This window comes from Prauserella oleivorans (assembly GCF_042685745.1).
GTDB lineage: Bacteria > Actinomycetota > Actinomycetes > Mycobacteriales > Pseudonocardiaceae > Prauserella_A > Prauserella_A oleivorans.
Genome location: NZ_JBHUNT010000001.1, coordinates 190,308 through 210,101, shown reverse-complemented (window position 1 = coordinate 210,101; position 19,794 = coordinate 190,308). Strand labels below are relative to the sequence as shown.

General features: G+C 69.4%; 20 protein-coding genes and 1 tRNA gene. 18 read left to right on the top strand and 3 right to left on the bottom strand.

Features of this window, described 5'->3' with window-relative positions; all coding sequences use genetic code 11:
* Nucleotides 1-3: 3 nt before the first annotated feature.
* Both ACFSZT_RS01005 and ACFSZT_RS01000 read right to left on the bottom strand, forming a co-directional pair.
* Nucleotides 4-864 carry an SGNH/GDSL hydrolase family protein gene (locus ACFSZT_RS01005; protein ID WP_377387286.1) on the bottom strand — a complete coding sequence of 287 codons (861 nt, stop codon included), beginning with the start codon at nt 862-864 and terminating at the stop codon, nt 4-6.
* A 214-nt stretch (nt 865-1,078) separates the two neighbouring features.
* Nucleotides 1,079-2,311: a pyridoxal phosphate-dependent aminotransferase gene (locus tag ACFSZT_RS01000; protein ID WP_377387283.1), complete on the bottom strand. Its 1,233-nt coding sequence runs from the start codon at nt 2,309-2,311 to the stop codon at nt 1,079-1,081.
* Between the two features lie 180 nt (nt 2,312-2,491).
* On the opposite strand from ACFSZT_RS01000, the gene ACFSZT_RS00995 reads away from it, so the two are divergent.
* From ACFSZT_RS00995 to rplA, 5 genes are all read left to right on the top strand, one after another.
* Nucleotides 2,492-2,564, top strand: a tRNA-Trp gene (locus ACFSZT_RS00995).
* A gap of 35 nt (nt 2,565-2,599) precedes the next feature.
* Nucleotides 2,600-3,034 carry a preprotein translocase subunit SecE gene (secE, locus tag ACFSZT_RS00990; RefSeq protein ID WP_377387280.1) on the top strand — a complete coding sequence of 145 codons (435 nt, stop codon included), beginning with the start codon at nt 2,600-2,602 and terminating at the stop codon, nt 3,032-3,034.
* A gap of 81 nt (nt 3,035-3,115) precedes the next feature.
* Nucleotides 3,116-4,012 carry a transcription termination/antitermination protein NusG gene (nusG, locus tag ACFSZT_RS00985; protein ID WP_377387277.1) on the top strand — a complete coding sequence of 299 codons (897 nt, stop codon included), beginning with the start codon at nt 3,116-3,118 and terminating at the stop codon, nt 4,010-4,012.
* A 79-nt stretch (nt 4,013-4,091) separates the two neighbouring features.
* The gene (gene rplK / locus ACFSZT_RS00980; protein WP_377387274.1) at nt 4,092-4,523 is read left to right on the top strand and encodes a 50S ribosomal protein L11; all 432 of its coding nucleotides are present in this window, start codon (nt 4,092-4,094) and stop codon (nt 4,521-4,523) included.
* A 76-nt stretch (nt 4,524-4,599) separates the two neighbouring features.
* Complete coding sequence (gene rplA / locus ACFSZT_RS00975; protein ID WP_377387271.1) at nt 4,600-5,319, top strand: 50S ribosomal protein L1; 720 nt, start codon at nt 4,600-4,602, stop codon at nt 5,317-5,319.
* 109 nt (nt 5,320-5,428) lie between these two features.
* Here rplA and ACFSZT_RS00970 read toward each other — a convergent pair whose 3' ends face one another.
* Nucleotides 5,429-6,316, bottom strand: a complete 888-nt coding sequence (locus ACFSZT_RS00970; protein WP_377387268.1) for a hypothetical protein — start codon at nt 6,314-6,316, stop codon at nt 5,429-5,431.
* A gap of 304 nt (nt 6,317-6,620) precedes the next feature.
* Here ACFSZT_RS00970 and rplJ point away from each other — a divergent pair, with 304 nt between their 5' ends.
* From rplJ to ACFSZT_RS00905, 13 genes are all read left to right on the top strand, one after another.
* Complete coding sequence (rplJ, locus tag ACFSZT_RS00965; RefSeq protein WP_377387265.1) at nt 6,621-7,172, top strand: 50S ribosomal protein L10; 552 nt, start codon at nt 6,621-6,623, stop codon at nt 7,170-7,172.
* Nucleotides 7,173-7,224: 52 nt separating this feature from the next.
* Nucleotides 7,225-7,617 (top strand): 50S ribosomal protein L7/L12, encoded by a 393-nt coding sequence (rplL, locus tag ACFSZT_RS00960; protein ID WP_377387263.1) that lies wholly within the window; start codon nt 7,225-7,227, stop codon nt 7,615-7,617.
* Nucleotides 7,618-7,857: 240 nt separating this feature from the next.
* On the top strand, nt 7,858-9,012 hold the full coding sequence (locus ACFSZT_RS00955; protein ID WP_377387260.1) for an ABC transporter ATP-binding protein: 1,155 nt from the start codon (nt 7,858-7,860) through the stop codon (nt 9,010-9,012).
* Between the two features lie 100 nt (nt 9,013-9,112).
* Nucleotides 9,113-9,907, top strand: a complete 795-nt coding sequence (locus tag ACFSZT_RS00950) for an MlaE family ABC transporter permease (protein ID WP_377387257.1) — start codon at nt 9,113-9,115, stop codon at nt 9,905-9,907.
* Nucleotides 9,908-9,911: 4 nt separating this feature from the next.
* The gene (locus ACFSZT_RS00945; protein WP_377387254.1) at nt 9,912-10,751 is read left to right on the top strand and encodes an MlaE family ABC transporter permease; all 840 of its coding nucleotides are present in this window, start codon (nt 9,912-9,914) and stop codon (nt 10,749-10,751) included.
* Nucleotides 10,748-12,100: an MCE family protein gene (locus ACFSZT_RS00940; RefSeq protein ID WP_377387251.1), complete on the top strand. Its 1,353-nt coding sequence runs from the start codon at nt 10,748-10,750 to the stop codon at nt 12,098-12,100. Before ACFSZT_RS00945 ends, ACFSZT_RS00940 begins: the two co-directional genes overlap by 4 nt.
* Nucleotides 12,097-13,131, top strand: a complete 1,035-nt coding sequence (locus ACFSZT_RS00935) for an MCE family protein (protein WP_377387248.1) — start codon at nt 12,097-12,099, stop codon at nt 13,129-13,131. The genes ACFSZT_RS00940 and ACFSZT_RS00935 overlap by 4 nt, the downstream gene beginning before the upstream one ends.
* A complete protein-coding gene (locus tag ACFSZT_RS00930; RefSeq protein ID WP_377387245.1) occupies nt 13,128-14,114 on the top strand; it encodes an MCE family protein in 987 nt (328 codons plus the stop codon). The genes ACFSZT_RS00935 and ACFSZT_RS00930 overlap by 4 nt, the downstream gene beginning before the upstream one ends.
* Entirely contained in the window at nt 14,111-15,295 is a 1,185-nt protein-coding gene (locus tag ACFSZT_RS00925; protein ID WP_377387242.1) for an MCE family protein, read from the top strand. The genes ACFSZT_RS00930 and ACFSZT_RS00925 overlap by 4 nt, the downstream gene beginning before the upstream one ends.
* Before the next feature lie 41 nt (nt 15,296-15,336).
* Nucleotides 15,337-16,503 carry an MCE family protein gene (locus tag ACFSZT_RS00920; protein ID WP_377387817.1) on the top strand — a complete coding sequence of 389 codons (1,167 nt, stop codon included), beginning with the start codon at nt 15,337-15,339 and terminating at the stop codon, nt 16,501-16,503.
* Complete coding sequence (locus ACFSZT_RS00915; RefSeq protein WP_377387240.1) at nt 16,503-17,762, top strand: MCE family protein; 1,260 nt, start codon at nt 16,503-16,505, stop codon at nt 17,760-17,762. Before ACFSZT_RS00920 ends, ACFSZT_RS00915 begins: the two co-directional genes overlap by 1 nt.
* A gap of 35 nt (nt 17,763-17,797) precedes the next feature.
* Nucleotides 17,798-18,415 carry a hypothetical protein gene (locus ACFSZT_RS00910; RefSeq protein WP_377387237.1) on the top strand — a complete coding sequence of 206 codons (618 nt, stop codon included), beginning with the start codon at nt 17,798-17,800 and terminating at the stop codon, nt 18,413-18,415.
* A gap of 26 nt (nt 18,416-18,441) precedes the next feature.
* Entirely contained in the window at nt 18,442-19,488 is a 1,047-nt protein-coding gene (locus ACFSZT_RS00905; protein ID WP_377387234.1) for a hypothetical protein, read from the top strand.
* The last annotated feature ends 306 nt before the right edge of the window (nt 19,489-19,794 follow it).

The window sequence follows — 19,794 nt, the reverse complement described above, 5'->3', positions numbered from 1 at the left end:
AGCTCACCGCACGGCCGCCAGGACCGCATCGGCCATCGCGCGCTCGCCGCGCGCGGTGGGATGCAGTGGCGCCGCGCCCGTCGTCGAGCGCAGTCCCTCGACCCAGCGTTCCTCCTGCGCCGCGCAGATGCCGTGGCCGCGGCTGAGCGCGGCACTGTCGGCGTAGTCGGCGCCGTGCACGGTGGCCTGCTGGGCGAGCACCTCGTTGAGCCGCAGCAGGCTCTGGCGCAGCGCCGAGACGTCGGCGGGCGCGTAGGGCAGCTCCGGACGGCAGGCACCCGGGTCGGCGGGCAGGACGGTCGGGTACCCGACCACGACGACACGCGCCCTGGGCGCGCGCTCCCGGATCTGGCGCACGGCCGCGCCGATCCGGTCGGCGGTGTCCTCGATGGCGGTGGCCAGGTCGGCGCCGGCGACACACGATCCCGCCTCCTGCCCGGAACCGGCGCACCGGGCGGCCAGCTGGACGAAGCCGACGTCGTTGCCGCCGATGCCGAGCGTCACCAGGGTTGTGTCCGGTCCCACCGCGTCGAGCTGCGGCGGGTTGGTCCCGTCCGAGGTCCGCTGTGGGCCGGTCAGGTCGCGGGTGGTGGCGCCACTGCAACTGACGTCGGTGAGGTCGGTGACGCCCAGCTGCTCGGCCACGAGCCGGGGGTAGTTGTTGTTCGAGCGGGCGCAGCCGGGCGGCGTGCCGACCGGCGTTCCCGTGCCGGGCGCGGACGTGTACGAGTCGCCGAGTGCCACGTACCGCCCGGCGCCGGGTCGGGACGTCGGCGCGCTCGTCGCCGTGTCGTCGGGCGGGGTCGAGGTGGTGCAGGCGGCCGCGAGTACGGCGACCGCGAAGGCCAGTGGCTTACCGCGCATCACCGGCGTTTGTAGCGCACCCCGACGCCTGCCGCAGCTGATCGTCGACGAGGCCGGCCGTCTGCTGTGCCCGGTCGTCGGCTGTGCCCGGTCGTCGGTGATGTGCATCGTCCGCCCTGGCGCGCGCCGGACCGCCACGGCAGGTGGTCCACACACGAAACGGACCCGGGCAGCGTTGGCTGTGCTCCCCGGGGGCCGCGAATGTCGGGCGGGGCTACTTCGCCTCGGCGAGCAGGGCTGCGACCCGGTTGACGCCCTCGACCAGGTCGGACTCGGCGAGCGCGTAGGAGAAACGGAAGTAGCCGGGCGTGCCGAACGCCTCGCCGGGCACCACGGCGACCTCCGCCTCGCGCAGGATCAGGTCGGCCAGCGCGACGGTGTCCTCCGGCCGCTCGCCCCGGATCTCCTTGCCCAGCAGCGCCTTCACCGACGGGTAGGCGTAGAACGCACCCTGCGGCGTCGGGCACTCCACCCCCGGGATCTCCGACAGCAGCGAGACGATCCGCTTGCGACGCGCGTCGAACGCCTCCCGCATCTGGTGCACCGCGTCGAGTGGGCCGGCCACGGCAGCCAGCGCGGCGCGCTGCGACACGTTGGCGACGTTGCCGCACAGGTGCGACTGGAAGCTCGACGCCGCCTTGACCACGTCCTGCGGCCCGATGATCCAGCCGACGCGCCAGCCGGTCATCGAGTACGTCTTGGCGACACCGTTGAGGATCAGCGTCTGGTCCGCCAGGTCGGGCACCACGGCGGGCATCGACTCGGCCGTCACGCCGTCGTAGACCAGGTGCTCGTAGATCTCGTCGGTGATGACCCAGATGCCGTGCTCGAGGGCCCACTTGCCGATGGCCTCGACCTGCTCCCTCGGGTACACGGCGCCGGTCGGGTTGGACGGAGAGTTGAACAGCAGCACCTTCGTGCGCTCGGTGCGCGCCGCCTCGAGCTGCTCGACGGTCACGAGGTAACCGGTCGACTCGTCCGCCGTGACCTGCACCGGGACACCACCCGCGAGGGTGATCGACTCCGGATAGGTGGTCCAGTACGGCGCGAGCAGGAGCACCTCGTCGCCCGGGTCCAGCAGCGTGGCGAACGCGGAATACACGGCCTGCTTGCCGCCGTTGGTCACGAGGACCTGCGAGGCGTCGCAGTCGAAGGCGGAGTCGCGGCGCGTCTTCTCGGCGATCGCCTCACGCAGCTCGGGCAGGCCGGCCGCGGCGGTGTAGCCGTGGTTCGCGCGCTCGTGCACGGCCTTCTCGGCGGCCTCGACGATGTAGTCGGGCGTGGGGAAGTCGGGCTGGCCCGCGCCGAAGCCGATCACCGGACGGCCCTCGGCCTTGAGCGCCTTCGCCTTGGCGTCCACCGCGAGCGTCGCGGAGGGCGTGATGCCGGCGATCCGGGCGGACACGCGCGAACGAGGGCGGGTGACAGTGGTTTCAGGTGTGGCCATGCCGACAGTTTTCCACGTGCGGCGCGCCGCCGCGTACCTGGGCACCGGCCGACAAGAGGGCGTGGTTGCAAGCCGCTGACGGGCTTGCCGTAGACTTCCGAACTTGGAACGTTCGACGCCCGGCCCCGCGACCGAGGTGGGGTCTAGTGGAGTGCGTCCGGTGAGCGGTTCTCCGCTCGAAGGGGTGTAGCTCAAATGGCAGAGCAGCGGTCTCCAAAACCGCAGGTTGCAGGTTCAAGTCCTGTCACCCCTGCGTTGACGTGTCAGGTGGAAGCGGAGGAGTAGCTCGTGAGCGAGGACGGCGAGAAGGACCAGGAGAGGGCGCCCAAGCGCTCTTCCCGTCCGGTCACCGCCGCGGCTCGGCGTGAGCGTCGTGCTTCCGCGCGTCCCGCCGGCACGGGCACGGACGCCGAGGCGAGCAAGCGACCCGCTCCGAAGGGGAAGGCCGGGAAGTCTTCGGAGAAGGCCGCCAAGCCCGCCGGCAAGAATCGGCCTACGCCGAAGCAGAGCCGTACGGACACGAAGAAGCGCTCGCTGTTTTCGCGGTTCGTCCGGTTCCTACGCGAGGTCTGGGGTGAGCTGCGGAAGGTCATCTGGCCGACCCGCAAGCAGATGGTCACCTACACCATCGTGGTGCTGGTGTTCGTGGCTTTCATGATTGCCCTGGTCTACGTGCTCGACTTCTTCTTCCTTAAGGGCGTGGACGTCGTATTCGGCAACTGAGCTGCCTGCCAGGCCTCGCGGGTGGCGGGGGTCGACGCGACGCCCGCGACCACCACACGCGATCAACTGAGAGGACGGAAAGTGACCTCCGAGAACGGCTCAGGAGCCGGTCAGGACCTGACCGGCGTTTCCGACGAGCAGGTGCTCGCGGCCACCGGTGACGCGGACTCGGCCGGCGCCGAGACCGCAGAGACGCCTGTGCCGGCCGCCGAGGACACGGAGGCCGACACCGAGACCGGCGCCGTAGCCGACAACACCGCTGAGCAGGCCGAGGACACCGCCGAGCGGACCGAGGACGCCGACGCCACCGCGCCCACTGCGCCCACTGCGGCCGCCGAGGACGCGGAGGACGCCGAGGAGCAGGACCCGGCCGCCAAGCTCCGCGAGGAGCTGAAGTCGCTGCCCGGCGAGTGGTACGTCGTGCACTCCTACGCCGGCTACGAGAACAAGGTCAAGAACAACCTCGAGACCCGTCGGCAGACCCTGGACGTCGAGGACTACATCTTCCAGATCGAGGTCCCGACCGAAGAGGTCACCGAGATCAAGAACGGCCAGCGCAAGCAGGTGCAGCGCAAGGTGCTGCCCGGCTACATCCTGGTCCGCATGGAGCTCAACGACGCCTCGTGGAGCGCGGTGCGCAACACACCGGGCGTCACGGGCTTCGTGGGTGCCACGTCGCGCCCCTCGCCGCTGACCTTGGACGAGGTCGTGAAGTTCCTCGCGCCGCAGGCCGAGAAGGCCGCCCCGGCGAAGGCGGGCAAGCGTGAGGCCGCCGCCGAGGCGCCTGCCGCGGGCGGCCAGGTCGAGGTCGACTTCGAGGTCGGCGAGTCGGTGACGGTGATGGACGGTCCGTTCGCGACGCTTCCCGCGACGATCAGCGAGGTCAACGCGGACGGGCAGAAGCTGAAGGTCCTGGTGTCGATCTTCGGCCGGGAGACGCCGGTCGAGCTGTCGTTCAACCAGGTCTCCAAGATCTGACGGTCGCCACCGGGGCGGCCGGAAGGTCCCCGCGCCACGGCAGGTGCGCGGGGAGGGAAACGCTGAACAGGAAACAGGAATGCCACCCAAGAAGAAGAAGCTTGCAGCGATCATCAAGCTGCAGATCCAGGCGGGTGCCGCGAACCCGGCGCCTCCCGTGGGCCCCGCGTTGGGTCAGCACGGCGTCAACATCATGGAGTTCTGCAAGGCCTACAACGCGGCCACCGAGTCGCAGCGCGGCAACGTCGTGCCGGTCGAGATCTCCGTGTACGAGGACCGCTCGTTCGACTTCAAGCTCAAGACTCCGCCGGCCGCCAAGCTGCTGCTGAAGGCCGCGGGTGTCGAGAAGGGCAGCAACGAGCCCCACAAGAACAAGGTGGGCAAGGTCACCTGGGACCAGATCCGCGAGATCGCCGAGACCAAGAAGTCCGACCTCAACGCCTACGACGTCGACCAGGCCGCCAAGATCATCGCCGGCACCGCCCGGTCGATGGGCCTCACCGTCGAGTAAAGCGCCCACCCGCTGTGGGAGGGCCAGGCGCTGGCCCGCACCACAACTGATCCACCTCAACGAGTAAGGACAGAGCATGACCAAGCGCAGCAAGGCCTACCGTCAGGCCGCCGAGCTGATCGACCGCAGCCGGCTCTACGCGCCGCTCGAGGCGGCGAAGCTGGCCAAGGAGACGTCCAAGGTCAAGTTGGACGCCACCGTCGAGGTCGCCATGCGGCTCGGCGTCGACCCCCGCAAGGCCGACCAGATGGTCCGCGGCACCGTGAACCTGCCGCACGGAACGGGTAAGACCGTCCGCGTCATCGTCTTCGCCACCGGCGACAAGGCCTCCGAGGCCGAGGCCGCCGGTGCTGACGCTGTCGGCTCCGACGACTTGATCGAGCGCATCCAGGGTGGCTGGCTCGACTTCGACGCCGCGATCGCTACTCCGGACCAGATGGCGAAGGTGGGCCGCGTGGCCCGCATCCTCGGCCCGCGTGGCCTGATGCCGAACCCGAAGACCGGCACGGTGACCCCCGCGGTCGGCAAGGCCGTCGCCGACATCAAGGGCGGCAAGATCAGCTTCCGCGTCGACAAGCAGGCGAACCTGCACCTGGTGATCGGCAAGGCGTCGTTCGACGCCGAGAAGCTGGTGGAGAACTACGCTGCCGCCCTCGACGAGGTGCTGCGTGCGAAGCCGTCCGCCGCGAAGGGCCGCTACCTCAAGAAGGTCACCTTCACGACCACGATGGGCCCGGGCATCCCGGTGGACCCGACGCGCACGCGCGACCTCCTCGCCGAGGACGCCAACGCGTAACGTCCGACTACCCGAAAGGGGCGGCTCACCCGGCTGGGTGGGCCGCCCCTTTCGTCGTGTTCGGCTTGGTGCGGGCCCGGTCGGCCGCGGGTCGGTCCGGTGGTTCCGGTCAGTTCGGGGACCCGGTGGACCCCGAGCTCGGGGCCGGGCAGGTCTTCGGGCCCGGTTCGTGCCCGGTGATGAGCCACTGGCCCGCGAAGTCCTGTTCGGTCACGGTGAACGTGCCGAGCGCGGGGCCGCCCTTGATCGGGAACTCGCAGGAGTCGATGCGCACGGTGCCGGCGGCGTGCTGGTCGCTCGGCGAGTACTGGTCGTAGCGCCGGGGGTAGATCGACTCGGCGTAGTCGTTGACGTGCGTGACCTGCTTGTTGAGGGCCAGGACGGCCTGCCGGCAGTCGCCGTAGCCTAGGTTGCGGGCGAACTGCTGCTGAGTGGCCCGGTCGAACCGGCCGCACGCCTGGGCGACCAGGGGTTCGCCGTTACTCGGATCGACCTGGGCGATGGCGTCGTAGACACCCCGCACCGCCTCGTGCGGCTGGTCGGAGAGGATCTCGTTGGTGTGGTACGTACCGCCGCCCAGCTTGGCTGCCGCCTCGGTGCTGTCGCCCTCGTCCTCGCCGCCGAAGAAGTGGTTGTACGCCCACGTCAGCGCGATCGCGAGGAGCAGAAAGAAGATCAACCAGCCGAGCACCTTCTTGCCCAGCCAGCGCAGCCAGCCCGGCACGCGCGGGCGCGCGGGCCGGCGCGGTTCGACCTCCCGGGTGCCCGTCGGCGCCGGCGGATACTGGGCGCTGGGCACCAGGTCCGCACCGGACGAGCGCTGCGCCTCCTGATAGCGCAGGAACTCCTGGAACTGCTGGAACTGCTGGAACTGACGCAGCTGCTCGGGGTCGAACCGCTGCGGATCGCCGGGCTGCGCGGGCTGCATCTGCGAGCCGGGCGGCTGCTGTCCGGGCGCGGGCTGCCCGTCGGGTCGCTGCTCAGTCACGCGATCCATGATGCCTGCTCGCCTACGGAATGTGGCCCGGTGTGGCGAGACCGGCCGGTTGCCGGGGCCGCCGTGGGGCCCGCGAGCGGGTGCCGTATTCTGGTCGAGGTTCACCGAAGACCGCTGGTCTTCCCGGGGTCGACCCCCCGGGAACGAAGGTTCGCCGGTACGGCGACGGCCCGCGCAGGAGGAACGAGGATCGCCACGCGACTCGCTCGCGTGTATCGACGCCCCGCGCCTGCTGCGCCGGGGCGTTTGTCGTGTCTGGGGTCCGGGCGCGCCAGTGGTCACCTAGCCAAGAGAGGAGGCGACCATGGCGAAGCCCGACAAGGTGGCGGCCGTCGCCGAGATCGCGGACAGGTTCCGCAACAGCTCGGCCACCGTTGTCACCGAGTACACCGGCCTCTCCGTGTCCCAGCTCAGTGAGCTGCGCCGCGCTCTCGGCAACACCGCCAAGTACCGGGTCGCGAAGAACACCCTCGTCAAGCGTGCCGCCGAGGAGGCGGGCATCGAGGGCCTCAACGAGCTCTTCGTCGGTCCGACCGCCATCGCCTTCATCGAGGGTGAGCCGGTCGACGCCGCCAAGGCTCTGCGGGACTTCGCGAAGGACCACAACGCCCTTGTCATCAAGGGCGGCTACATGGACGGCCGTCCGCTCAGCGTCGGCGAGATCGAACAGATCGCCGACCTCGAGAGCCGTGAGGTGCTGCTCTCGAAGGCGGCCGGCGCGTTCAAGGCGAAGCTGTCCCAGGCCGCCGCGCTGTTCGAGGCGCCGGCGTCCCAGGTCGCCCGCCTGGCTGCCGCTCTCGAGGAGAAGCAGAAGTCCGAATCCGGCGAAGGCGCTTCCGAAGCTGCCGAGAGCTGACCGACCCACCCACCCCTGACCAGCGAGTCTCAACCAAGGAAGGAACGCCACCATGGCGAAGCTGAGCACCGACGAACTGCTCGACGCTTTCAAGGAGCTGACGCTTCTCGAGCTGTCGGACTTCGTGAAGAAGTTCGAGGAGACCTTCGACGTGACCGCGGCCGCCCCGGTCGCCGCCGTGGCCGCCGCCCCGGCCGCCGGTGCCGCCGGCGCCCCGGCCGAGGAGGAGAAGGACGAGTTCGACGTCATCCTCGAGGGTGCCGGCGACAAGAAGATCCAGGTCATCAAGGTCGTCCGCGAGATCGTCTCGGGCCTGGGCCTGAAGGAGGCCAAGGAGCTCGTCGAGGGCGCCCCGAAGCCGATCCTCGAGAAGGTCGACAAGGAGGCCGCCGACGCCGCCAAGGAGAAGCTCGAGGGCGCCGGCGCCAAGGTCTCCGTCAAGTGACCTGATTCGTCCGGTTCCACCGGTCAGAACACCGAAAAGGGTGGGCATCCGATCGTCGGATGCCCACCCTTTTCTCGCTTTCGCGTCTCCTGTGGGTTACCTTGCTCCCCGACTCCGGCGGCCGGCGCGGGTGCGCCGCGGCTGCCGAACTGGTGAGTAACCTGTGCGCCCACTCGGTCGTTGCACAGGGGTGACGCAAGCTGCGGGGCATGCTGCCGCGACGACGCTCCGGGAGGTGCGATGGGTGCCGAGGTGGTCATCGAAGGGCTGACCAAGTCCTTCGGCAAGCAGGCCATCTGGCGCGACGTGACGCTGACGTTGCCGCCTGGAGAAGTGTCGGTGATGCTGGGGCCGTCCGGTACCGGCAAATCGGTGTTTCTGAAGTCGATGATCGGTCTGCTCAAGCCCGACCGCGGCAAGTGCGTGATCAACGGTGTCGACATCGTCACGTGCTCCGAGCGCAAGCTCTACGAGACCCGCAAGCTGTTCGGGGTGCTGTTTCAGGACGGCGCGCTGTTCGGGTCGATGAACCTCTACGACAACGTCGCGTTCCCGCTTCGCGAGCACACCAGGAAATCCGAGACCGAGATCCGCAAGATCGTGCTCGAAAAGCTGGAGATGACCGGTTTGTCGGGCGCGGAGAAGAAGCTACCCGGCGAGATTTCCGGTGGTATGCGCAAGCGCGCCGGGCTGGCCCGCGCGCTGGTGCTGGATCCGGAGATCATCCTCTGCGACGAGCCCGACTCCGGTCTGGACCCGGTCCGGACCGCGTACCTCTCGCAGCTGCTGATCGATCTCAACGCCCAGATCGACGCGACCATTCTCATCGTCACGCACAACATCAACCTGGCCCGGACGGTGCCGGACAACATCGGCATGCTGTTCCGCAAGGAGCTGGTGATGTTCGGGCCGCGCGAGGTCCTGCTCACCAGCGACGAACCGGTGGTGGAGCAGTTCCTCAACGGCCGCAGGCTCGGCCCGATCGGCATGAGCGAGGAGAAGGACTCCGCGCAGATGGCGCTGGAGGAGGCGCAGGCCGCGGCCGGTCACCACGACGGTTCCACTGAGGACGTTCGCGGGATCGTGCCGCAGCTGCAGCCCACGCCGGGACTGCCCGAGCGCAAGGGTGTGCGCCGGCGCAAGGACCGCGTCATGAAGATCCTGCACACGCTGCCGCCCGCGGCCCAGGAAGGCATCATCTCCTCGCTGACGCCGGAGGAGCGGAGACGGTACGGCATTCCCGAGAGCGCGCCCGACCGGCCGTTCGCCGGAGCGCACCGGGGCGAGCTGCCGCCCGACGACGTCGCGACGGTGCCCGGCTCCCCGTGGCGGGAACCGGCGCCGCGCCCCGGCTCGCAGCACGCCCGGCCACCACGCGACCGAGGGCGTTCATGAGTGGCGACGAGCGGAGCGAGGAGTCGCTCGGGTTGATGCAGCGCGGTTGTGCCTCGTGGGCGGGCTCGCCCGGCGAGGAACGAGCACGGCGAGGGCGTTCATGAGCGGAGGGGCCTCCACGGCCAGGATTCCCGGAATCGGGATGCTGCGGGAGACCGGCAAGCTGTTCGCGCTCGGCCTCGACGTCGCACGTGGCTTCTTCCAGCGGCCGTTCCAGCTTCGGGAGTTCATCCAGCAGGCCTGGTTCATCGCCAGCGTGACGATCCTGCCGACGGCGCTTGTCGCGATCCCGTTCGGCGCGGTCATCTCGCTGCAGTTCGGTTCGCTCGCGAGCCAGCTCGGTGCGCAGTCCTACACGGGCGCGGGTTCGGTGCTGGCGACGGTGCAGCAGGCGAGCCCGCTGGTGACCGCGCTGCTCGTCGCGGGAGCCGGTGGTTCGGCCATTTGCGCCGACATCGGTGCGCGCACCATCCGCGAGGAGATCGATGCCATGGAGGTGCTGGGCGTGTCCGCCGTACAGCGCCTCGTGGTGCCCCGGGTGCTCGCGTGCATGCTGGTGGCCCTGCTGCTCAACGGCATGGTCAGCGTCATCGGCGTGCTGGGCGGCTACTTCTTCAACGTCGTGCTGCAGGACGGCACGCCGGGCGCGTACCTGGCGAGCTTCTCGGCGCTGGCGCAGCTGCCGGACCTGTGGGTCGGCGAGATCAAGGCCCTCATCTTCGGCTTCATCGCCGCCGTGGTGGCCGCCTACCGGGGGCTGAACCCGCCGCCCGGGCCGAAGGGCGTGGGTGACGCGGTGAACCAGTCAGTCGTCATCACGTTCCTGCTGCTGTTCGTGGTCAACTTCGTGATCACGCTGATCTACCTGCAGATCGTCCCGGCGAAGTTGGACTAGACCGATGGCCTCCCTGTCGCAGAACGCGAAGAAGATCGCGAACCGTCCGCTGGAGACCCTCGACGGTCTCGGCGACCAGATGTCGTTCTACCTGCGTGCCCTCGCGTGGGCTCCGCGGACGATCCGCCGCTACAGCAAGGAAGTGCTGCGGCTGCTCGCCGAGGTCAGCTTCGGCTCCGGCTCGCTGGCCGTCATCGGCGGCACGGTCGGTGTGATGGTCGGCCTGACGTTGTTCACCGGTGTGCTGGTGGGCCTGCAGGGCTTCTCGGCGCTGAACTCGATCGGCACGTCGGCGTTCACCGGTTTCCTCACGTCGTTCTTCAACACCCGCGAGATCGCGCCGCTGGTGGCGGGTCTGGCGCTGTCGGCGACGGTTGGGTCCGGGTTCACCGCGCAGCTCGGCGCGATGCGGATCTCCGAGGAGATCGACGCGCTCGAGGTGATGGGCGTGCCCAGCCTGCCCTACCTGGTGACGACGCGGATCCTCGCCGGTTTCGTCGCCGTCATCCCGCTGTACGTCATCGGCCTGCTGAGCTCGTACCTGGCGTCGCGCACGGTCGTGATCTACATCTACGGCCAGTCGGCGGGCACCTACGACCACTACTTCGACATGTTCCTGCCACCGGAAGACGTCTTCTACTCGTTCGTGAAGGTGCTCATCTTCAGCGTGCTCATCATCCTGACGCACTGCTACTACGGCTACCGCGCGAGCGGCGGCCCGGCGGGCGTCGGCGTGGCCGTGGGCCGGGCGGTGCGGCTGTCGATCGTGACGGTCGCGGTGGTCAACTTCTTCATCGGCTTCGCCATCTGGGGCACCGAGACGACGGTGAGGATCGCCGGATGAGGAACGCGATGGTCACCCTTCGGCGCAGGCTGCTCGGCCTGCTGCTGGTCGCGCTGCTCGCCGGGGGAGTCGCGCTGAGCGTCGCGATCTACAACAAGTCGTTCACCGAGTACGTCACGGTGACGCTCGAGGCCGACAAGATCGGCAACCAGCTCACCGAGAACTCGGACGTAAAGGTGCGCGGACTGATCGTCGGCCGGGTCGGGAAGATCGAGCCGACCGAGACCGGGTCGAAGCTCACCCTCGACCTCGACCCGGAGCATGCCGAGCTGGTGCCGGCCAACGTGTCGGCCCGGTTCCTGCCGAAGACGCTGTTCGGTGAGCGGTTCGTGTCGCTGGAGATCCCCGAGCAGCCCTCGTCGCAGACCCTGCGTTCCGGGGACGTGATCCCACAGGACCGCACGGAGGACGCGATCGAGCTGGAGCAGGCGTTCGAGGACCTGATGCCGGTGCTGCAGGCCGTGCAGCCGCAGAAGCTGTCGAGCACGCTCACCGCGATCTCGACCGCCCTGCAGGGCCGGGGCGCCGAACTGGGCCAGACCCTCTCGGAGCTGGGGACCTACCTGGGCGAGCTGAACCCGCACCTGCCGCAGCTGCAGCAGAACCTGCGTGAGCTGGCGGAGTTCTCCGGCACCGTGTCCGACGTGACGCCGGAGCTGGTGCGCACGCTGGAGAACCTGACCACGACGAGCAAGACGATCGTCGACCAGCAGCACAATCTCCAGACGCTGTACGGCAGCGTGACGGCGGCGTCGAACGACCTGCGGTCGTGGCTGGAGGCCAACTCGGCGAACGTCATCAGCCTCGGCGAGACGGCGTTGCCGACGGCCGAGCTGCTCGCGAAGTACGCGCCGTCCTACCCATGCTTCCTGGGGCAGATGAGCGAGCTGGCTCCGCGGATCGAGAAGGCGTTCGGCAAGGGCACGGACAACCCCGGGTTGCACGCCACCATCGAGATCACCATCAACCGCGGTCCGTACCTTCCCGGTCAGGACGAGCCCCGGTTCGAGGACAAGCGCGGCCCGCGCTGCTACGACATGAAGGAGTACCCGCAGCCGTTCCCGCAGCATCCGCCGGACGGACCGTTGCAGGACGGCACGTCGTCCGAACCGCCGCCCGCGCGGTCGAGCAACACGGGGCTCAACCCCGCCAACCACCTCGCCAACGCCGGTGGCTACAACGGCGGCGGCTCGATGATGGGCGGCAACCCGGCCGGGACCCCGGCGGAATACGCGCTGCTGTCCCAGCTGATCGGGCCGTCAGTGGGGATGAAGTCGGACGAGGTGCCCAGCTGGGGCGCGCTGCTGATGGCGCCGCTGTACCGGGGAGCGGAGGTGACGGTGAAGTGAGAGGACTCGCGGCTCCGCTGACCAAGCTCACGATCTTCATCGTGGTCACCGTGCTCTTCACGGGTGTGCTCGCGGTCAGCATCGCCAACGTCAACCTCAGCGACACCACGACGTACAAGGCGCGGTTCACCGACGCGACGATGGTGATCCCGAACGACGACGTGCGCATCGCCGGTGTGCGGGTCGGCCAGGTCAAGGCCGTGCGGATCGTCGACCGCCGGATGGCCGAGGTCGAGTTCGAAGTGGACGCCGGGCGGCAGCTGCCCGCCGGCGTCACGGCGACCATCAAGTACCGCAACCTGGTGGGGCAGCGCTACATCTCGCTCGACCGCGGCACCGGCGAGCCGGGTGGCACGCTGGAGCCGGGTGGCACGATCCCGGTCGAGCGCACCAAGCCGGCACTCGATCTCAACGAGTTGTTCAACGGGTTCAAACCGCTGTTCCGGGCGTTGTCGCCGGACGACGTGAACACGTTGTCGTTCGAGATCATCCAGGTGCTGCAGGGCGAGGGCGGCACCGTCGAGAGCCTGCTGGCCCACACGGCGTCGCTCACCACGACGATCGCCGAGAAGGACAAAGTGATCGGCCAGGTCATCGACAATCTCAACAGCGTGCTGGCCACCATCAACGAGCGCACGCCGCAGCTGGACGACCTCATCGTCCGGTTGCAGCAGCTGGTGTCGGGGCTGGCCGCCGACCGGGAACCGATCGGTGAGGCGATCACCTCGCTCGGCGAGCTCACCGAGACCACCGCGGGTCTGCTGGACGAGGCGAGGGAGCCGTTGAAGCAGGACATCGACGCACTCGGCGTGCTGGCAGGCAACCTCAACGACAGCGAGGCCGTGGTCGAGCACTTCATCCGGTTCCTGCCCGAGAAGGTCACCAGGCTCTCGGCCACCGCCGACTACGGCTCGTGGCTCAACTTCTTCCTGTGCTCGGCCGAGGGCAACGTGCAGATCCCGGGCCTGATGCAGCAGCCGATCAACGTGCCGATCGCTCCGGTGAACAGGGAACGGTGCATCGTCCGATGAAGAGCTTCCAGAAACGCAACCCGGTGCCGATCGCGCTCGTCGGCATCGTCCTGATGGTGCTCGGCACGGTCGCGGCACTCAACACCGAGGACCTGCCGATCGTCGGCAGCGGCACCACCTACGCCGCCGAGTTCAGCGAGGCGGCCGGCCTGCAGGACGACGACGAGGTGCGCATCGCGGGCGTGAAGGTCGGCAAGGTCACCGACGTCGAGCTCGCCGGCGACCGCGTGCGCGTGTCGTTCAAGGTCAAGGACGCGTGGCTGGGCGACCGCACCACGGCCACCATCAAGATCAAGACCCTGCTCGGGCAGAAGTACGTCGCGCTCGACCCGCTCGGGGACGCGCCGCTCAACCCCGGTGACACGATCGCGCGGGAGCGCACGATGGCGCCGTACGATGTGCTCGACGCCTTCCGGGACCTGTCGCAAACCGTCGACGAGATCGACACCGAGCAGCTCGCGCAGAGTTTCGAGGTGCTGTCGCAGACCTTCGCCGGCACGCCGGACGACGTGCGTGGCGCGCTCAGCGGCCTCTCCCGGCTGTCCGACACCATCGCCTCGCGCGACCGCCAGCTCGCCGACCTGCTCGCCAACACCCGGCAGGTCAGCCAGACCCTGGCCGACCGGGACGCGGAGCTCGTGAAGCTCATGGAGGACGGCAACCTGCTGCTCGAGGAGCTGCAGGCCCGCGAGCAGGCGATCTCGACGTTGCTGCAGGGCAGCCAGACGCTGGCGACGGAACTGCAGGGGCTCGTCGACGACAACAACGCCCAGCTCGGGCCCGTCCTCACCCAGCTCGACCAGCTCACGAACATGCTGCAGCGCAACCAGGACTCGCTGGCGGAGGGCATCCGCCGGTTCGCGCCGTTCGTCCGCGTCTTCAACAACACCATCGGCAACGGGCGCTGGTTCGACAACTACATCTGCGGCCTGCTGCTGCCGTCGATCGGCCCGCTGAACGAAGAGGGGTGCCACGCGCGATGATCACCACCCGCTTCGGACAGGGTCTCGCCCGCGGCGTCGCCATCGCGTGCGTCCTCGGCCTCGTGGTCGCGGGCGGCCTGTGGTGGACGCTCAAGGACGCGGGCAGCAAGCGCGTCACGGCGTACTTCCCGAGCGCCATCGGGCTCTACGTCGGCAACAGCGTGCGCGTGCTCGGTGTCGACATGGGTGAGGTCACCAAGGTCGAGCCGCAGGGCGAGCGGGTCCGCGTGGAGATGACCTACGACCGCGAGGTGCCCATCCCGGCCGACGCGCAGGCGATCATCGTGGCGCCGTCGCTGGTGTCCGACCGCTACGTCCAGTTCGCGCCCGCCTACACGGGTGGCCCGCGGCTGGAGAACGGCGCGACGATCCCGATGGACCGCACGTCGGTGCCGCTGGAGATCGACGAGCTGGCCGAGAGCCTCAGCCGGGTGTCGGAGTCGCTCGGCCCGAAGGGCGCCAACGAGCACGGTTCGCTGTCGGAGCTGCTCGACACCACCGCCGCGAACCTGGACGGCAACGGCCGCGCGCTCAACGAGACGATCACCAAGCTCGGCCAGGCCGCGGGCACGCTGTCCGGCAACTCCGGTGACCTGTTCAAGACCGTGGAGAACCTGGCGCAGCTGTCCACGACCCTGGCGTCCAGCGACGACCAGGTGCGCGAGTTCGAGGGGCAGCTGGCCGAGGTCAGCTCGTTCCTGGAGGGCGAGAAGGACAACCTCGCGGCCACCGTGCGGCACCTGGGCACGACGCTGTACTCGGTGAAGGACTTCATCGAGTCCAACCGGGGCCGCATCAAATCCAATGTGGACAAGCTGGCGAGCGTGACGCGCGTCCTCGTCGACCAGCGGGCCGCGCTCGCGGAGACGCTGGACATCGCGCCGCTGGCGCTGAGCAACCTCGTGCACAGCTACAACGCCTCGTCGGGCACGCTCGACGCCCGGCCGAACATGAACGAGCTCACCCAGCCGCCGCTGGCGATGATCTGCGGCCTGCTGAAGCAGACACCGGAGGCACTCGACGCGGTCGGGCAGCTCTGCGACAGCGTCGCCGGGATCGTGGAGGGCGTGGTGCCGCTGCCGTCGCTCGCGCAGTCGGTGAACGCGCTCAACCAGGGCAAGCTCCCGCCGCTGCCGGTGCCGCTCACCACGCAGCTGCTCGGTTCGGGAGGTGGCCGGTGACGGTGTTGCGCAAGGGCATCGCCGGCGTCTGCGCCGCGGCGATGCTGACCGTGTCGGGTTGCGGGTTCTCCGGCATCTACGATGTCCCGCTGCCTGGCGGCGCCGACCTCGGCGACCACCCGTATCGCGTGAAGGTGCAGTTCCGGGACGTCCTGGACCTCGTGCCGCAGTCGGGAGTGCGGGTCAACGAGGTCCCGGTGGGCCGGGTCGAGCACATCGGACTGGCCAAGGACGGCTGGACCGCCGAGGTGACCCTCGTGGTCAACGGCGACGTCGAGCTGCCCGCCAACGCCGTCGCGAACCTGCGCCAGTCGAGCCTGCTGGGGGAGAAGTACGTCCAGCTGAGCCCGCCCGCGCAGGACGCCGCGGAAGCACCGCTGGCCGACGGCGCGGTGATCCCCGTGGCACGCACGGACCGCAGCGTCGAGGTGGAGGAGGTGCTCGGTGCGCTGTCGATGCTGCTCAACGGCGGCGGGGTCGAGCAGCTCAACACCATCACCAAGGAGCTCAACAACGCCCTGGAGGGCAACGAGGCCGACCTCCGGGCGCTGCTGCACAACACGGAGGCGCTCGTCACGACACTCGACGCTCAGGCAAGCGACATCACCCGGGCGCTGGACGGGCTGAACCGGCTGTCGATGACCCTCAACGCCCAGAAGGACCGCATCGCGGGCGCCATCGAGGACCTGGGCCCGGGCCTGCGGGTGCTCGAACAGCAGCGCGGCCAGCTGGTGACGATGCTGCAGGCGCTCGAGGACCTCTCGGGCGTCGCGGTGGACACGATCAACAGGGGACAGGAGGACCTGGTCGCCAACCTCCAGGCACTGCTGCCCACGCTGCGCAAGCTCGGCGAGGCCGGCTCCGACCTGCCCAACGCGTTGCAGCTGCTGCTGAGCTTCCCGTTCACCGACTCGGCGGCGCTGGGCGTGCGGGGCGACTACTTGAACCTGTACATGAAGATTGACCTCAACCTCGGTGAGGTCCTCGCCAACCTCGGGCGCAGCAGGCAGAACCCGCTCCAGGACGTCCCGATCCTCGGCGGCCTGACGTCTCCCAAGGAAGGCGTGCCCGAGAACGCTCCGCCACCGCTGCCGTTGCCCGGTGACGCGCGCACGGCCGAGCCGCGGGCCGACGGCCCGGCACAACCGGCACCGCGGCCGGCGGGCGTCGAGGGGATCTTCTCCGTGCTGTCAGGGGGTGCCGGCTGATGTTGGTGCGCAGGACGAGGATCCAGCTTGTCGTCTTCGCGATCATCTCGGTGCTCGCCATCGGCTACGCGCTCGTGCGGTTCACCGAGGTCGAGCGGGTCTTCGGCGAGGGCGGCTACACGGTCCGGCTGGAGCTCACCGAGTCGGGCGGCATCTTCACCGGCGCCGAGGTGACCTACCGGGGGTACAACATCGGCCGGGTCGGGCAGCTCCGCCTCACCGCGACCGGGCTCGAGGCGGAGCTGAACATCGAGCCGGACACCCCGCCGGTGCCGAGCCGGCTGCACGCCGTTGTGGCCAACCGCTCGGCAGTCGGGGAGCAGTACGTCGACCTGCAGCCGGTCAACGAACACGGGCCGTACCTGGAGGACGGCGCGGTCATCCCGGCCGACCGCACGCGAACGCCGGTGCCCACGGAGAAGGTGATCGGCGACCTGACCGACCTCGCCAACTCCGTGCCGACCGACTCGCTGCGCACGGTGGTCGACGAGTCCTACGACGCGTTCAGCGGGACCGGGGACGACCTGCAGGTGCTCATGGACACCACGCGCGACTTCACCGGCGTCGCGCGGCGGTCCCTGCCGCAGACGGTGCAGCTGCTGGAGCAGGGCAACGTCGTGCTCGACACGCAAAACGACATGGCGGGCTCGCTGAGGTCGTTCAGCAAGGACCTGGCGTCGCTGTCGGAGACCCTGAAGAACTCCGACCGCGACTTCCGCAGGCTGATCGACATCACGCCGCCGGTGTCGGGCCAGGTCTCCGAGGTGCTCGCCGAGACGGGGCCAGGGCTGTCGGCGCTCGTGGCGAACCTGCTCACGACGTCGAACGTTCTGGTCACGCGGCTGGACGGGCTCGAGCAGGCCTTCGTGGCCTACCCGATGGTGTCGGCGGGTAGTTTCAGCGTCGTGCCGGGTGACGGCACCGTGCACCTCGGCCTGGCGCTGAACCTGTTCAACCCGCCGTCGTGCACCAAGGGTTACCGCCCGCCGTCGGAGTACCGGCCGGGCAACGACACGTCGGAGCGCCCGCCGGACGAGAGCGCGTACTGTGCCGAACCGGCAGGCAGCCCGATCAGCGTGCGCGGTTCGCAGAACGCGCCCTACAACGGCGTGCCCGTCGCGCCGACGCAGGACCAGGTCGCGGCGAACTCCACCCGGGACGAGGAAGAACTGGCTTCGCTGCGCGGTACGCCGGGCGTGGCCGGAAGCCCCGGACTGAGCATCACGAGCCTCCAACAGCTCGTCGGCCTACCGGGCTGAAACCAAGATCACACCTCTACCTACCCTGGAGCGCTATGAGTTCGGACGAGCCGGAGACGACGCCGGTCGACGCTGAGGCGCCCGAGCAGGAGCCGCAGCGCGACCAGGAGGCGACACCGGAGCGCGGCGCGCCCCGGTGGCTGGTGCTCGGCAGTGCCGCGTTCGCGGTGGCGGCCTTCGTGGTCGCCGCGGCGTTCGGGGTGATGTGGTGGACCGCCTCCGCTGACGACAGCGCCGCGGTGGCCAGGGAGCGGGAGGACGTGGTCCGCGCCGCGGGGCAGGCGGTCACGGCGTTCACCGAGTTGGACCACGAGAACCTGGACGCCTACTTCAACCGGCAGAAGGAGATCGCCACGGGCGAGCTGAGGGACCAGATCACCCAGGCGGAACAGACCTACCGCAAGGCCATCAGCGAGGCCAAGACCAAGGTCACGACCACGGTGCAGGATGTCGCGGTCAACGAGCTCAACGAGCGTGAGGGCAAGGCCAGCGCGCTCGCCACGGCCAGCACGAACGTGACGCGTGGGCAGGAGCAGGGCACCAAGACGATGCGGCTGGAGATCCAGTTGACGCGCGTCGACGAGGGCGGCGAGCAGGTCTGGAAGGTGTCCCAGATCGGCGACGTGCCCGTCGCAGCAACCGGCCAGCAGTAAGCCTGAGCAGGATCGGAGTCAGTCTCGTGTCACCTTCCCGCCGTCTACCTCGCCCGCCGCAGCCGGCCGGCCGGCCCAGGGTCGCCGGCCTGCGCAGGCCGGGGCCGACGCCGCGACCGCGGCCCGAGCGCGCGCGGTCGGCGGACCCGGCCGAGACCGGCGCGACCGCGGAGGGCACGGAGAGCACGGAGAGCACGGAGAGCACTGAAACGGTCGACGCTCGCGAGTCCACCGAGGCACCCGAGCCGGTCGAGGTTGCCGAGTCGCCGGAGAGCACCGAGCCGGTCCAGACGCCGGGGGACGCCGAGGCCGCGGAGACCGCCGCCGACGCCGACACCGCCGACACCGTCACCGCGCCGGCGCGGCCAGCGCCCCGGCGGAAGTTCCGCGACACCGGACGGGCCAAGCCGGTCTCCGAGGACGACGTGCGCGCAGCCGAGTCCGAGCCCGCCGCCGAGGCGGACGGCGCCGGTCCGGACGACGAGCGGTCCCGGTCGCGCGCCGGCTACGGCCGGGTCGCCGCGCTGCTGGCGGTCGGCGTGCTCCTGGCGGGCCTGGCCGTGTTCTTCCAGGTCAAGCACAGTGAGGTGAGTGCGCAGACCGAGAACACCGCGCTGATCGACGTCGCGGGGACCTCCGAGGTCAAGGAGGCCATGTCGTCCGCGGCCGAGTCGCTGTTCTCCATCGACTACAACGACATCGGCAAGACGGAGCGGGCCGCGGCCGACCTGCTGGTGAACGACGAGGTCAAGCAGAAGTACGACGCGCTCATGGGCGAGGTGAAGCGGCTGGCGCCGGAGCAGAAGATCGTCGTGACGGTGCAGGCGACGCGCAGCGCGGTCGTCACGCTGGACGACGACCGGGCCAAGGTCATGGTGTTCATCGACCAGACGGCGACCAGGGCCTCCGACAACCGCTCGTCGGCCGGTGGCGCTGCGCTGTGGTTCACAACCGAGCGCCGCGACGGCGCCTGGAAGGTGACCGACATGGACACCTACGCCTCGGCCCAGCCGACGCCGACTCCGGCACCTGCGCCGTCCGGGCAGGCGCCCGCGCCGCAGAACGGTGGCTGAGCGGCTAAACGTGATCTTTTCGTCGTGCGCCGACCGGCTGCTTGAGCGCGTCGGCGCTTGACTCAGAGTCCACGGGGGTTCACGCTTACAGGCAACGGCGAGCCTTGCGGGAGGCGAGCCGAAGACGAGCGAACGAGGCTTGGGCCCCCATCGGGCGTGCCCCCTCGACAAGGGCCGTCTTCGGGGCTAGACTGCTTCTTTGCGCTGCCCACTTTCAGGCTGCCCATATGCGGTAGCTAGGATGGTCGGCAACACCGCACCCTTGACAGTACGTGTTGCTAGTTGCTAACGCGGCTGCTCAACCGC